We start from the raw sequence: 13290 nt of genomic DNA on the forward strand, positions 1-13290 counted from the left end.
TCAGCCGCGCTGCGGATCGCGCGACATGCGCACGCTGTAGAGACCCTTGATCGCGCTGCCGTCGCGCTCGCGGGAGCGCTCGCCGTCGCCGGCGATATGCAGCGTCTGGGTGGGCACCGCGAAGGTAATGCCGCGCTTGCCCAGCTCCGTCATCAGCTTGAGGTTGATGTCCTGCTGCACGTCCATGTACGTGTTGTAGCCGGGGTCGGTGACGAAGTAGACCACCTCGAACTCCAGCGCGCTGTCGCCGAAGCCCTTGAAGTGGGCGCGGTCGAACCGCGTCGTGCCGGCGGTCTCGACCGCCGCGCGGATCAGCGCGGGAATCTCGCGCAGTTGCTCCGGCGAGGTCTGGTAAGGCACGCGGAAGCCGAACTGGATACGGCGTTCGGACATCCGCTTGTAGTTGTGGATGGTGTTCTTCAGCAGCTCGGTATTGCCGCAGACGATCTCCTCGCCGCTCAGGCTGCGGATACGCGTGGTCTTCAGGCCGATATGCTCGACGCTGCCGGCGATATCGCCGAAGACGATGAAGTCGCCCTGCTCGAAAGGCTTGTCCAGCCCGATCGCCAGCGAGGCGAACAGGTCGCTGAGGATGCTTTGCACCGCCAGCGCCACCGCCACGCCGCCGACGCCGAGGCTGGCGACGAAGGCCGTGATATTGACCCCCATGTTGGCCAGCACCGCCAGCAGCAGCACGGACCACAGCAGCGAGCGCAGCGCCCAGGACATCATGGTGGTGATGACGGGGTTATGCGCGGTGACGCCTTCGCCCGTCAGCCGGTCCCGCGTCCAGATGGTGACCCCGCGATTGATCCAGATGGCAATCTGCACGCCGATCACCAGGAACCACAGGTGACCGATGCGGGTCGCCCACTTGGCGGGCAGGGCGAGGAATTCGGAGCCGATCAGCAAGGCCGCGAACAGCAGCAGCGTCGTGCTGGTGTGCTTGATCATCTCGGCGGCCAGGTCGATGGACCGGGCGCTGGTCCGCGCGGCGAGCGTCTCCAGCCGCGAGGTCGCGAGCCGCAAGGCAGTGGAAAGTACGAGGTAACTGACAATGGCGGCGACTGCCGCATAGAGCCAGTCTATGGCGGAAATGCCGAGGAATACGTTGAGGTCGAGCCACTGCTTCATGCGCTTCTCCGTTGCCGTAAGGGGTGGCGATAAGGGGTAACCCTAGTTCTGGCGACGGAGTGGGCCGATAGTTCCCTCGATCGGGCGAGGATCGGCAAGCGGCAGGCTGGCGCTCAGGTCGGTACGGGTGCGGGGGGACGCGGCCGGGTGGACAGCGCGAAGAGGATCTGCGCGGCGCCGGCGACCAGGCCCAGCGCGACGCCGCCCTGCCATGCCGCGTTGTAGGAACCGAAAGCGTCGTAGATCAGCCCGCCGCCGAACGCGCCGACGAAGCTGCCGAACTGATGGCTCATGAAGGCGACCCCGCCCAGCATGGCCTGCCAGCGCAGGCCGAACGTCTCGGCGATCCAGCCCGCGACCAGCGGCGCGACGCCCAGCCACAGGAAGCCCATCACGGCGGCGAACACCAGCGTGCTTTCGGGCGTGGGCAGCGACGAGAAGTACCAGATCAGCGCCAGCGAACGGATGGTATAGATGGCCCCGAGCAACAGCAGCTTGTTGACACGGCCGCCGGCCCAGCCGAAGAACACGCTGCCCAGCACATTGAAGCCGCCGATCACGCCCAGCGCTTGCGCACTCAACATCGGGTCCATGCCGCAGACGTCGAGATACGACGGCAGGTGCGTCGTGAGGAAGACCAGCTGCATGCCGCACACGAAGTAGGCCGCCGCCATCACCATGAAGGGCGCATTGCGCAGCGCGGTGCCAAGGGCCTCGCGCGCGTTCTGCTGCGCGCCCGCAAAGGCCGGCAGCGGCAGGCGGTCGACCCGGCCGGCGACCCACGCGGCGGGCAGCATCACCAGCGCCAGCACGATGAAGGCGGCGAGACCGACGCGCCAGCCGTAGGCCTGCGCGGCGACCTGCCCCACGGGTGCCGCGATCAGCGCGCCAATGGACCCTGCGCCCGAGACGATGCCCAGCACCGTGCTGCGCAGCGCCGGCGAGACGGGACGGGCCGCGACCGCCATCGAGATGGCGCTGCCGGTACAGGCCATCGAGGCGCCGATTGCCACGCCCGCTCCCAGCACCACGCCGACCATGCTGTGCGCGGTGGCCAGCAGCACCAGCCCCACCGCGTACAGCAGCGCGCCGCCAACCATCAGCGGACGGAAGCCCACGCGGGCTGCCCAAGCGCCGGCCCACGGCTGCAGCAGGCCCCAGGCCAGGTTCTGCACCGCGATGGCGACGGTGAAGTCGGACACCGAAATGCCTACGTCGCGGGTGAGCGGCGGCATGAAGATGCCCAGGCTCTGGCGCAGGCCCATGGCCAGGCTCAGCATCACGGAGGCGCCGATCAGGATCGGCAGGGCGGGACGGAGTTCGTTCAGGCGGGAAGACACGGCGGGGACTGTCTCGGCTCGTTGTTATTGTGTCGGCGTACCGCGGGCAGCCGTGAAGAGACAGGCCGTGCAAACCGATGTGTGAATCGAGCGTAAACCCGAAGCCGGTTCAAGTCAATTGAGCCGCACGCGCGCACGGCCGCTACGGCTCCGAATATGGGCGGTCGGTGCGTGGCGCATCTGGCAGCTGGGCGTCCAGCGATTGGCGGTAGCGCAGGCAACCTTCGAGGAACTGGGGCCACGCCGGCACGACGGGAACCGGGTCAGAGCGCTCGGGCAGCAGGGCCCACAGGTCGGGGTGATGCCAGCACAGTTCGTGCCCGCTGCTGTCGCGATGCCGGCGTATGCCGGCGCGCAGCCTCTTCGCCTCGGCGATCAATTGTTCGCGCGACATGCCGTCGAGATCCTCGTCCATGGCGACTCCTTGGCTTGTGTCCGGCCAGGCCCAGCCGATCTACAGCAGCGGCGGAGGCCTGCGCTTGTACCAGGCGTAACCGGGCTCGACATCGGCCGCGCCCGGATTGCCGACGCTGTTCGGATTTTCCGAGACCATCGTGACGAAGCCGACGGGCTTGCCGGCCCGCTGCTGCGCGCGCAGGTCCTCGCACCAGGCAAGCACCGCGGCCAGTTCGGTCGAGTCGAAGTCCTGCGCATGGGCGCTCGGCGCGCCCGACTCGTCGAAGGTCGTCCAGTAGACCTTGTACATATCTCCAGGGCTTCGGGCGGGCGGCCACCGTGGCCGCCGTGTCTCATTGTAGTGCGCTCAACCGCGGCCGACGAACGGCATCCGCGTCGCCATCACGGTCATGAACTGCACGTTGGCATCGAGCGGCAGGCTGGCCATATGCACGACCGAGCGGGCCACGTGGGCGACGTCCATCAGCGGCTCCGGCGCGATCTCGCCGTTGGCCTGCATCACGCCGCGCGCCATCCGCGAGGCCATGTCCGTGCCGGCATTGCCGATATCGATCTGGCCGCAGGCGATGTCGTGCGCGCGGCCATCGAGCGAGAGGCTCTTGGTCAGGCCCGTGATGGCGTGCTTGGTCGCCGTGTACGGGACCGTGTTCGGACGCGGCGCATGGGCCGAGATGGAACCGTTGTTGATGATGCGGCCGCCGCGCGGGTCCTGCGACTTCATCAGCGCGAACGCGGCGCGCGCACACAGGAAGGCCCCGGTCAGGTTGGTATCCAGCACCGCCTTCCATTGCGCCACGGGCAGTTCGTCGATAGGCAGCGCCGGGGCATTGATGCCGGCGTTGTTGAACAGCAGGTCCAGCCGGCCGAAGCGCTCGCGAACGGTGGCGAAGAGCGCGTCCACGGAGTCCGGATCGCTGACATCGCACTGCACCGCCAGCGCGGTGTGGCCCTGCCCGATGGCCTCGTCCACGAGCGCCTGCAGCGATTCGGCTGTGCGGCCCGCGAACACCACGCGGTAGCCCTCCCCGAGCAGCGCCAGCGCGACCGCCTTGCCGATTCCCCGGGCCGCGCCCGTTACCAGTGCCACCTTGCCTTGCTGTGTCATTGCCGATTTCTCCCGTTGGTCGGGCGCGGGCCAGCGAGGCGGCCACGCCGGTTGTTGGTCTTGGGCGCCAAGTGTGCCACGGGCGGCGGCATGGGGAGAAGGCGCTACACCGCCCCGGCCGGAGCCGCCCTGCGTCAGCCTGCGTCCTACCCTCCGGAACCTTTGCGCCGGCGTTGCATCCACCCAGCATTGGCTGACATCGACAACAGGAGTCGAACATGGACCGCTTCAATGGCAAGGTAGTGATCGTGACCGGAGCAGGCTCGGGGATCGGCGCGGCCGCCGCGCGCCGCTTCGCCGCGGAAGGCGCCAGCGTGGTGCTGGCTGGCCGCACCCGCGAGAAACTGGAGCGCACCGCCGCCGACATGCCCAAGGACAAGACGCTGGTGCAGGCGACCGATGTGTCGCGGCTGGAACAGGTCGAAGCGCTGGTCCAGGCCGCGGTCGCGCGTTTCGGCAGGCTCGACGTGATGGTCAACAACGCCGGCGTCGCCCCGGAAGGCCGCCTCACCGAAGCCAGCATCGAGGACTGGCGGCAGGTCATGGCGATCGACCTGGACGGCGTGTTCCACGGCTGCCGCGCCGCGATGCCGGAACTGCTGAAGACCCGCGGCAACATCGTCAACGTGTCGTCGGTGTCCGGCCTGGGCGCCGACTGGAACATGTGCTTCTACAACGCGGCCAAGGGCGGCGTGACCAACCTGACGCGCGCGATCGCGATGGACTACGGCAAGGAAGGCGTGCGCGCCAACGCGGTATGCCCATCGCTGACGCGCACCGACATGACCGAGAGCATGTTCGGGGACGAAGCCCTGATCGACAAATTCCGCGAGCGCATGCCGCTGGGGCGCGCCGCGCAGCCGGACGACGTCGCCGCGGTGATCGCGTTCCTGGCGAGCGACGATGCGCGTTTCGTGACCGGGGTCAATTTGCCGGTGGATGGCGGGCTGATGGCGTCGAACGGTCAGCCGCCGCAGTAGAAAGGGATAGCGGACGCCCTACCGCGTCGCCGCACCCCGCCACCGCAAGCCCAGCCGCCGCAACATCATCCCCGGCAGCCGCCACAGGAATCCGCCGACCAGCCGCACGTGCATGGCGCTGAGCAGGATGTTGTCGCGCAGGTAGTTGAAGTGGGATACGCCGCCTTCGTCCTTGCGGAAATAGCGCACCGGGGTATCGACGTTGATCGGCGGCACGCCGCGCCAGCACAGCCGCACGACCACTTCGGGATCGAAGTCGAAGCGCCGCATCCAGCGATGGCCGCGCATGACCTCGCACAGCGGCGCGATGGGATAGACGCGAAAGCCGTACAGCGAATCGCCGATGCCGGCCCACAGCGTCTCCAGATCGATGAGGGCATTGCAAAGGCGCCGGCCATAGACGCGCACGCGGGGCGCGCTGTCGTCGAAGACCGGCCTGCCCAGCACCATCGCATCGGGGCGGCGGCGCGAGGCCTGCATCAGCGTGCCGATCATCGCGGCCGGATGCTGGCCGTCGGAGTCCATGGTCAGCACGTGGGTGAAGCCCTGCGCCGCGGCCACCTCGCAGCCGTGCAGCACCGCGGCGCCCTTGCCGCTGTTGACGGGCAGCTCGATCACGCGCAGGCCATCGTCGGCCGCGGCCTGCGCGCGCAGCCACGCGGCGCTGTCGTCGGTGCTGCCGTCGACGACGACCCATACGGGATTCCACTGCGTGCGCGCCTCGCGCACGACCTCGCGCACCTTGGGGCCGGGGTTGTAGCTGGGGATCAACACCAGGTGAGTGGTCGAAGCATCGTTCATGGCGTCCATCCGTTCGATATCCCAGCCCCGCATCGAAACGCGCGGGCGTGTCGGCGCGCGCTGCGCGCCCTGATTGCAGCATAGACCGCCCGGGCGCAATTACCACTGGCGCGGACCGGGCGTCGGCGCCCCGATGGCAGGGGCTTACTTGGTGCGGTGCTCGGCCGTGTAAGCGGCCAGGCTGCCGAGCGAGGCGTAGATCTTCTGGTTGTCGGGGTTGTCCGAACGCAGTTCGAAGCCGTACTTCTTCGAGATCAGCAGCGCGATCTCGAGGACATCGATCGAATCCAGGCCGAACCCTTCCCCATACAGGGGCGTGTCGGCGGAGACGTCAGCCACCGACACTTCGGTGATGTCGAGCTCGTCGATGATCATTTGGGCGAGTTCGGTTTCCAGTTCGGTCATTGTCGCTTTCAGGGGATCAGGAAGGGGCGCCACGGGCGCGCGGACCCAGACCGGCCGCGCGTGATTTTGTGACGCTAAAGCCGCTCCGGGCAAGGCCGGGCGGCCGTTGGGCCTGCGGTATACTCCCGCACCGCCCAGGGCGCAATGCTACCAAGCGCTGCACATGGGCACCAAGGCACGAGAACTTTGGTAACAACATCGCCGCCCCTGCGCGCGAAACGGTTTGCCGCACCGGCGGTCTGTCTGTTGTACGGATCCCGCGCGTGTGCGATTTCTCTTGTGCCCCTTCGCTTTGCCTCATGCCAGACTCACCTCGCATCGCCATGCCGCCGGGCAGCGGCCTCCATGGCACCGACCCGCGGCCGCGCCCTGGATCGTCATGACCTCCGAACTGCCCTTGCTCGCGCATGCCTCGGCCAACGCGACCGTCGCCTACCGCCACGGCCTGCGCGTTACCGCGCGGCAATTCCTCGATGACGTGGACCGCGCCGTGCGCTGCCTGCCCGCCGGTGGCCATGTGTTCAACGTGTGCGCGGACCGCTATCTGTTTGCCGTGGGCATCTGCGCCACGCTGGTGGCCGGCAAGGTCAGCCTGCTACCGCCCGCCCAGACGCCCGACATGATCGCCCAGTTGGCCGCGTTCGCGCCGGACGTGTTCTGCCTGCATGACGGCCCGGACTGCGATATCGCACTGCCGCGCGTGCGCCTGCCCGAGATGGCGGCCGGCGGACAGGCATCCGGGCACGAGGACGACGCGCCGTTGTCGCCGCCATCCATCCCCGCCGACCGCATCCTGGCCTACCTTTTCACGTCGGGCTCCACCGGGCGCCCCGTCCCCCATGCCAAGCGCTGGGGCGCGATGGTCGCCAATGCCCGCGCCGCCGCCGCGCGCCTGGACCTGCCGGCGCTCGGGCCCGGCGCCGGGCTGGTGGGCACCGTGCCGCCGCAGCATATGTACGGGCTGGAATGCACGGTCATGCTGCCGCTGCAGGCGGGCATCGCGCTGAGCGATGCGCGGCCCTTCTACCCCGCCGATATCGCCGCGGCGCTCGAAGCCGTGCCCGGCCCCCGGATACTGGTTGCCTCGCCGGTACACCTGCGCGCGCTGCAGCACTCGACGGTCACGCTGCCGCCGCTCGCGCTGATGCTGTCGGCCACCGCGCCGCTCGCGCCGAAGCTGGCCCGCGAGGCCGAGGCCCGGCACCGCGCCCCGCTGACGGAAATCTATGGCAGCACCGAGACCGGCCATATCGCCATGCGCCGTCCCACGCAGACCGCTGCGTGGGAACTGCTGGGGGGCATCGTGCTGCGTCCCGGCCCGCCCGATACCGATGGCGAAGACACCGTGCTCGCTCAGGGCGCGCATCTGGCGCAGCCGGTCGCGCTGAACGACGCCATCGAGATGCTCGACGGCGGCCGCTTCCTGCTGCACGGGCGCAAGGCAGACCTGATCAATATCGCGGGCAAGCGAACCTCGCTGGCCTATCTGAACCAGCAGCTGCTCGCGCTCGACGGTGTAACGGACGGCGTGTTCGTGATGCCGCGCGACGACGAGCGCGGCGGACTCGCGCCGGTGGCGCGGCTGATGGCCGTGGTGGTCGCCCCCGGCCTGCGCGCCGCCGATGTCCAGCGCGGGCTGCGCGAGCGCATCGACGCCGCCTTCCTGCCGCGGCGCGTGCTGTTCGCGCAGGCCCTGCCGCGCAACGCGACCGGCAAGCTGCCGCGCGAAGCGCTGGACGCGCTGGTAGCCAGCCTGCTGTCCGGTCCACCAGCCACCCTCGCGGGCCACGATGGCGACCGCGACCTGGATTTCGCATGAACCTGCAAGACCTGTCCCCACCCGCGGCGTCATTCGCCATCGCCGCTGACCATCCCGCGCTGCCGGGCCATTTCCCCGGCCGTCCGATCGTGCCTGGCGTGGTGCTGCTCGATCAGGCCCTGCTGCGCATCGCCGCGGCGCTGGGCCGGCCCATCGACCGTTTCGAGATCGGCACGGCCAAGTTTCTCTCTCCCGTTTCGCCAGGCGAATGCGTCGATATCGACTATGCGGTGGCAGCGGGCGGCACGATCCGCTTTTCGCTGGACGTGGCCGGTCGTACGGTGGCCACCGGCAGCCTGACGCCGGCGGCCGCCGCGGCGGAGGAAGGCGCATGAAGCCGTTGAGCAAAGCGCCGTCGGCCGGCGACACCGACTGGTCGCGCCAGCCCGAGCGCAGCAACACCACGCTGCTGCGCATCATGACGTGGATCTCCCTGCGGCTGGGCCGGCGCGTGGCCCGCCTGCTGCTGCGTCCGGTAGTGGGCTATTTCCTGCTGTGCTCGCCGGCGGCGCGGCGCGCCTCGCGCGACTACCTGGCCCGGGCGCTGGGCCGGCCGGCCGGCTGGCGCGATGTCGCGCGGCACATGTCGGCCTTCGCCGCCACCATCCACGACCGGGTCTACCTGCTCGCCGGCCGCTACGATCTGTTCGATATCCGCGTGCATGGCGAGCCCTGGATCCGCGAGGTGGTCGGCAGCGGCGAAGGCGCCTTCCTGATGGGCGCCCACCTGGGCAGCTTCGAGGTGATACGTGCCATCGGCCGCCAGCACCCCGGCATGCGCGTGGCCGTGACCATGTACGAGGACAACGGCGGCCGCATCAGCCAGGCGCTGGCCGCCGTCAATCCGCTGGCGGCCCAGGATGTGATTCCGCTGGGCCGCCTCGACGCGATGCTGCAGGTGCGCGCGCGCCTGCAGCGTGGCTACCTGATCGGCCTGCTGGCCGATCGCACCATCGACGGCCGCGCCACCGATCCGCGGCAGCCCTGCGAATTCCTCGGCGCCCCCGCGACATTTCCGACCGGTCCGCTGCGCATGGCCGCCATCCTGCGCCAGCGCGTGGTGTTCATCTCGGGGCTGTACCGTGGCGGCAACCGCTACGACGTTCATTTCGAGCCCATCGCCGACTTCACCGAGACGCCGGCGCCCGAGCGCGAGGCCGCGGTGCAGGCCGCGCTGGCGCGCTATGTGCGACTGCTGGAGCAGCAGTGCCGCGATGCGCCCTACAACTGGTTCAATTTCTACGACTTCTGGCAGCCGCCCGCCGGGCAGCCCCCTGCGGCCGCCGACGCCATGGACGACGCCGCATGAACACGACACGCTATCGCGCCGCGCTGCGCCTGCTGCTCGTTGCCGCGCTCGCCGCGCCCGCCGCGCTGCCTCCGGCCGCCGTCGCGGCGGAGTCGGCGCCGCGTGCAGGCAGCGCCCCGGCCGCGTGGGGCGTGGACCAGTTGATGGCCGCGCTGGCCACGCAGAAGTCCGGGCGCGCCAGGTTCGTGGAGACCAAATACCTGGCCATGCTGGAGCGGCCGGTGGAATCGAGCGGCGAACTCGTCTTCGTCGCGCCGGACCGGCTCGAGAAACGCACGCTCAGTCCCAAGCCCGAGAGCCTGACACTGACGGGCGACATGATGACGGTGGAGCGCGCCGGCAGGAAGACCGTCATTCCGCTGCAGAACTTTCCCGAGCTGGCCGGCTTTATCGAGAGCCTGCGCGGCACGCTGGGCGGCAACCGCGACGCGCTGGAGCGCTACTACCGCCTGTCCCTCGAAGGCCAGGCCGCGCGCTGGACGCTGACGCTGACGCCGACCGAGCCGCGCATGGCCGCGGCCATCCACACCATCCGCATCGACGGCGCCGGCGACAAGGTGCAGAGCGTGGAGATCCGTCAGGCCGACGGCGACCGCTCGGTGATGCGGATCACCCACGCCGGCGCGCGCTGATGGCGGGCACGGGCCACCCCTCGCTGCGCCATCGGCTGGCGCGCGGTCCCGCCCGATGGGCAGTGGCCGGCTGGCTGCTGTTCGTCGCCGCATGCGCGGTCGTCATCTCCGGCACGCGCTTTACCGCCGACCTGTCAGCCTTCCTGCCGCGCGCCCCGACGCCGGAGCAGCGCCTGCTGGTGGACCAGCTGCGCGACGGGCTGGTATCGCGGCTGATCCTGGTCGGCATCGAAGGCGGCGACGCGGCGGGGCGGGCGGCGGTGTCCCGGGCGATGGCAGCGGCGCTGCGCAGCGACGGGCAGTTCGCCGCGATCCAGAACGGCGAGCCGGTGACGCGGCAGCAGGACCAGCAATTCCTCTACGCGCATCGCTACGCCCTCAGTCCCGAGGTGACCCCGCAACGCTTCAGCGAGGCGGGTCTGCGCGCCGCGCTTGGCGAGTCGCTCGACCTGATCGCGTCGCCGGCCGGCATGTTCGCCAAGTCCCTGTTGCCCCGCGACCCCACCGGCGAGGTGGCCGCGCTGCTCGGCGAGTTCGATGCGGGCGCCACCCCGGCCATGCGCGATGGGGCGTGGGTGTCGCGCGACGGCGAGCGCGCGGTGCTGCTGGCGCAGACCACCGCGGCGGGCTCCGACACCGACGCGCAGGAGCGGGCAATGGCGGCACTGCGCGACGCCTTCCAGTCCGCGGCGGGGCACGCCACGCCGCAAGCCGCGCAGGCTGCCCTCTATCGGCTCGTCATGTCCGGTCCCGGCGTCATCTCGGTCAATACGCGCGACACGATCAAGCGCGAGGTCCAGCGCATCGCGCTGCTCAGCGCCGGCGTGATCGTGGCCCTGCTGTGGTTTGCCTATCGCTCGCTGCCGGCGCTGCTGCTGGGCCTGCTGCCGGTGGCATCCGGGGTGCTGGCGGGCATCGCCGCGGTCAGCCTTGGCTTCGGTTCCGTGCACGGGCTCACGCTGGGCTTCGGCACCACGCTGATCGGCGAGTCGGTGGACTATGCGATCTATTTGTTCGCACAGGCGTCGGGCCGCGCCGGCGCCGAGGACGACGCCGAGGCACGCCGGCCGCGCTGGATGGCCGGCTTCTGGCCTACCGTGCGGCTCGGCGTGCTGACTTCGATCTGCGGATTCGCGTCGCTGCTGCTGTCCGGTTTCCCGGGGCTGGCGCAACTCGGGCTGTTCTCGATCGCGGGGCTGGCCGGCGCCGCGCTGGTGACCCGCTTCGTGTTGCCGCATCTGGTTCCCGCGCGCTTCCGCATGCGCGAGCTCGCGCCCCTGGGCCAGCGCGCCGCGCGCCTGGCCGTGCACGCCCGGCGCCTGCGCTGGCCGGTGGCCGTGCTGCTGGTGGCCGCGTGCGCCGTGCTGGCAGGCCAGCGCGAGCGGCTGTGGAGCCACGAGCTGGCCTCGCTCAGCCCGGTGCCCGCCGACGTACAGGCGCTCGATACCGCCTTGCGGGCCGATGTGGGCGCGCCCGATGTCCGCTATCTGGTCGTGGTGTCGGGACCGGACCAGGAAACGGTGCTGCGCGGCGCCGAACGCATCGGCGCGCGGCTGCGGCCGCTGGTCGCCGACGGCACCATCGGGGGCTTCGAGAGCCCCGCCCGCTATCTGCCGAGCGAGGCCACGCAGCGCGCCCGCCTGGCCAGCCTGCCGCCGCGCGACGTGCTGGCGCAGCGGCTGGACGCGGCCGGCGCCGGCATGCCGTTCAGGCCCGGGCTGTTCGCGCCCTTCCTCGACGATGCGCAGGCCGCGCGCAGTGGCGCCCCGCTGCGGCGCGAGGACCTCCGTGGGACCTCGATGGCGCTCGCGGTGGACGCGCTGCTCACGCGCGACGGCGAGCGCTGGAGCGCCACGCTGCCGCTGCGGGCCCCGGCGGGCGGCAAGCGCGGCGAGGCGCTCGACACCGGCGCCATCCGCGCCACCATCGCGCAGGCGGGCGTGCCCGATGCGCTGTTCGTGGACCTGAAGGGCGAATCCGACCGGTTGTACGCCGGCTATCTGCGCGAGGCGATGCGGCTGTCGCTGGGCGGGCTGGTCGCCATCGCGGCATTGCTGCTGGTGGCGCTGCGCTCGCCGCGGCGGGTGGCGGCCACCATGCTGCCCCTGGCCGCCGCCGCGCTCCTCGTGACGGCCGGCCTCGCTCTGGGCGATCGCCAGCTATCCTTGTTGCATCTGGTGGGCCTGTTGCTGCTGGTAGCGGTAGGCTCCAACTATGCACTGTTCTTCAACGGGGCCGCGCAGCGTGGTGCCGGCCCGGCCGCCGGCCTGCCGCCGGGCACGCTGGCCTCGCTGCTGCTGGCCAACGCCACCACGGTGGCCGGCTTCGGGCTGCTGGGCTTTTCGACGCTGCCGCTGTTGCAGGCGATCGGGCTGACGGTGGGCCCTGGCGCCGTGCTGGCACTGCTGCTGTCGGCCATGTTCGCGCCAGCGGCCGTGCTGGCGGGAGGCCAGGCCGGCGAGGCGGGCCACCGCGGCGACGACAAGGAGACGACGAGATGAACACCCTGCCCGACGCGGTTCACCACCAGCCGGCGCAGTTCGCGCGGCCCTGGCGTCCCTCCGCGCTGCTCGGCGGTACGGCCGCGCTGCACGTGGGTGCGCTTGGCGCGGTCATCGCCCAGCCCGGCATGCTGCCGTGGGCCGCGGCGTCGCTCGGCGCGGCCCATCTGCTGCTGGGCACCGCCGGGCTGTGGCCGCGCAGCACGCTGCTGGGGCCCACCCTGCTGCGGCTGCCGCCGTCCGCCGCGGGCTGCATCGCGCTGACGTTCGACGACGGACCCAATCCCGCGCTGACGCCGTACGTGCTGGACCAGCTGGATGCCCACCGGGCCCGCGCCACCTTCTTCTGCATCGGCGAACACGCCCGCCGCCACCCCGACCTGGTCGCCGAGATCGCGCGGCGCGGCCATGCCATCGAGAACCACAGCGAGCACCACCGGCTGCATTTCTCCACGTTCGGGCCCGCCCGTATCCAGCGCGAAATCGCCGAGGCGCAGCAGGTACTCACCGAGCTGAGCGGGCAGACGCCGCGCTTTTTCCGCGCGCCCGCGGGCCTGCGCAACGTGTTCCTGGAGCCTGTGCTGTGCCGCCTGGGGCTACGCCTGGCGGCGTGGACGCGGCGCGGCTTCGATACCCTCTCCGACGCGAACGCCGACCGCGTGACGGCACGGCTGGTGCGCCGGCTGGCCGGACGCGACATCCTGCTGATGCACGACGGCAACCCCGGCCACGAGGCGGGCGGCCGGCCTGTCATCCATGCCGTGCTGCCGCGCGTGCTCGCCGCCATCGACGACGCGGGGCTGCGCCATGTGACGCTGCGCGAGGCGGTGGCCCCGTAAGCTCGATC

Annotated in this window: 12 protein-coding genes and 1 pseudogene; 6 read left to right on the plus strand and 7 right to left on the minus strand. The window is 70.6% G+C overall.

Translation table 11 applies throughout. From position 1 onward, the window contains the following. From LDO27_RS05030 to LDO27_RS05050, 5 genes are all read right to left on the minus strand, one after another. Window positions 1–1134, minus strand: coding sequence for a mechanosensitive ion channel family protein (locus LDO27_RS05030; protein ID WP_224040080.1), 1134 nt, complete (start codon window positions 1132–1134; stop codon window positions 1–3). Between the two features lie 113 nt (window positions 1135–1247). Beyond that, the gene (locus LDO27_RS05035; RefSeq protein WP_222205241.1) at window positions 1248–2414 is read right to left on the minus strand and encodes an MFS transporter; all 1167 of its coding nucleotides are present in this window, start codon (window positions 2412–2414) and stop codon (window positions 1248–1250) included. Window positions 2415–2616: 202 nt separating this feature from the next. Beyond that, the gene (locus LDO27_RS05040; RefSeq protein WP_224040082.1) at window positions 2617–2889 is read right to left on the minus strand and encodes a hypothetical protein; all 273 of its coding nucleotides are present in this window, start codon (window positions 2887–2889) and stop codon (window positions 2617–2619) included. 39 nt (window positions 2890–2928) lie between these two features. Next, window positions 2929–3180: a hypothetical protein gene (locus tag LDO27_RS05045; protein WP_224040084.1), complete on the minus strand. Its 252-nt coding sequence runs from the start codon at window positions 3178–3180 to the stop codon at window positions 2929–2931. Window positions 3181–3237: 57 nt separating this feature from the next. Further along, window positions 3238–3996: an SDR family oxidoreductase gene (locus LDO27_RS05050; RefSeq protein ID WP_224040086.1), complete on the minus strand. Its 759-nt coding sequence runs from the start codon at window positions 3994–3996 to the stop codon at window positions 3238–3240. Window positions 3997–4214: 218 nt separating this feature from the next. Here LDO27_RS05050 and LDO27_RS05055 point away from each other — a divergent pair, with 218 nt between their 5' ends. After that, window positions 4215–4976, plus strand: coding sequence for an SDR family NAD(P)-dependent oxidoreductase (locus LDO27_RS05055; protein ID WP_224040088.1), 762 nt, complete (start codon window positions 4215–4217; stop codon window positions 4974–4976). A gap of 18 nt (window positions 4977–4994) precedes the next feature. Here LDO27_RS05055 and LDO27_RS05060 read toward each other — a convergent pair whose 3' ends face one another. Beyond that, window positions 4995–5777: a glycosyltransferase family 2 protein gene (locus LDO27_RS05060; protein ID WP_224040090.1), complete on the minus strand. Its 783-nt coding sequence runs from the start codon at window positions 5775–5777 to the stop codon at window positions 4995–4997. 144 nt (window positions 5778–5921) lie between these two features. Beyond that, entirely contained in the window at window positions 5922–6182 is a 261-nt protein-coding gene (locus tag LDO27_RS05065) for a phosphopantetheine-binding protein (protein ID WP_222205017.1), read from the minus strand. A 379-nt stretch (window positions 6183–6561) separates the two neighbouring features. Here LDO27_RS05065 and LDO27_RS05070 point away from each other — a divergent pair. The 5 genes and pseudogenes from LDO27_RS05070 (at window position 6562) to LDO27_RS05090 (ending at window position 13282) form a co-directional block, all read left to right on the plus strand. After that, window positions 6562–8336 (plus strand): annotated as a pseudogene (locus LDO27_RS05070) (AMP-binding protein). Continuing rightward, window positions 8333–9310 (plus strand): LpxL/LpxP family acyltransferase, encoded by a 978-nt coding sequence (locus LDO27_RS05075; RefSeq protein WP_224040092.1) that lies wholly within the window; start codon window positions 8333–8335, stop codon window positions 9308–9310. Before LDO27_RS05070 ends, LDO27_RS05075 begins: the two are co-directional and overlap by 4 nt. Then, the gene (locus tag LDO27_RS05080) at window positions 9307–9942 is read left to right on the plus strand and encodes a LolA-related protein (RefSeq protein ID WP_224040094.1); all 636 of its coding nucleotides are present in this window, start codon (window positions 9307–9309) and stop codon (window positions 9940–9942) included. Before LDO27_RS05075 ends, LDO27_RS05080 begins: the two co-directional genes overlap by 4 nt. Continuing rightward, complete coding sequence (locus LDO27_RS05085) at window positions 9942–12443, plus strand: MMPL family transporter (RefSeq protein ID WP_224040096.1); 2502 nt, start codon at window positions 9942–9944, stop codon at window positions 12441–12443. The genes LDO27_RS05080 and LDO27_RS05085 overlap by 1 nt, the downstream gene beginning before the upstream one ends. Beyond that, complete coding sequence (locus LDO27_RS05090) at window positions 12440–13282, plus strand: polysaccharide deacetylase family protein (protein ID WP_222205010.1); 843 nt, start codon at window positions 12440–12442, stop codon at window positions 13280–13282. Before LDO27_RS05085 ends, LDO27_RS05090 begins: the two co-directional genes overlap by 4 nt. The last annotated feature ends 8 nt before the right edge of the window (window positions 13283–13290 follow it).

Source organism: Cupriavidus respiraculi (assembly GCF_914271545.1).
GTDB lineage: Bacteria > Pseudomonadota > Gammaproteobacteria > Burkholderiales > Burkholderiaceae > Cupriavidus > Cupriavidus respiraculi.

Bases quoted from the DNA above. Each gene is read 5' to 3' on its own strand.
- LDO27_RS05030 (WP_224040080.1), bottom strand. From the start codon at position 1,134: ATGAAGCAGTGGCTCGACCTCAACGTATTCCTCGGCATTTCCGCCATA.
- LDO27_RS05035 (WP_222205241.1), bottom strand. From the start codon at position 2,414: ATGCTGAGCCTGGCCATGGGCCTGCGCCAGAGCCTGGGCATCTTCATG.
- LDO27_RS05040 (WP_224040082.1), bottom strand. From the start codon at position 2,889: ATGGACGAGGATCTCGACGGCATGTCGCGCGAACAATTGATCGCCGAG.
- LDO27_RS05045 (WP_224040084.1), bottom strand. From the start codon at position 3,180: ATGTACAAGGTCTACTGGACGACCTTCGACGAGTCGGGCGCGCCGAGC.
- LDO27_RS05050 (WP_224040086.1), bottom strand. From the start codon at position 3,996: ATGACACAGCAAGGCAAGGTGGCACTGGTAACGGGCGCGGCCCGGGGA.
- LDO27_RS05055 (WP_224040088.1), top strand. From the start codon at position 4,215: ATGGACCGCTTCAATGGCAAGGTAGTGATCGTGACCGGAGCAGGCTCG.
- LDO27_RS05060 (WP_224040090.1), bottom strand. From the start codon at position 5,777: ATGAACGATGCTTCGACCACTCACCTGGTGTTGATCCCCAGCTACAAC.
- LDO27_RS05065 (WP_222205017.1), bottom strand. From the start codon at position 6,182: ATGACCGAACTGGAAACCGAACTCGCCCAAATGATCATCGACGAGCTC.
- LDO27_RS05075 (WP_224040092.1), top strand. From the start codon at position 8,333: ATGAAGCCGTTGAGCAAAGCGCCGTCGGCCGGCGACACCGACTGGTCG.
- LDO27_RS05080 (WP_224040094.1), top strand. From the start codon at position 9,307: ATGAACACGACACGCTATCGCGCCGCGCTGCGCCTGCTGCTCGTTGCC.
- LDO27_RS05085 (WP_224040096.1), top strand. From the start codon at position 9,942: ATGGCGGGCACGGGCCACCCCTCGCTGCGCCATCGGCTGGCGCGCGGT.
- LDO27_RS05090 (WP_222205010.1), top strand. From the start codon at position 12,440: ATGAACACCCTGCCCGACGCGGTTCACCACCAGCCGGCGCAGTTCGCG.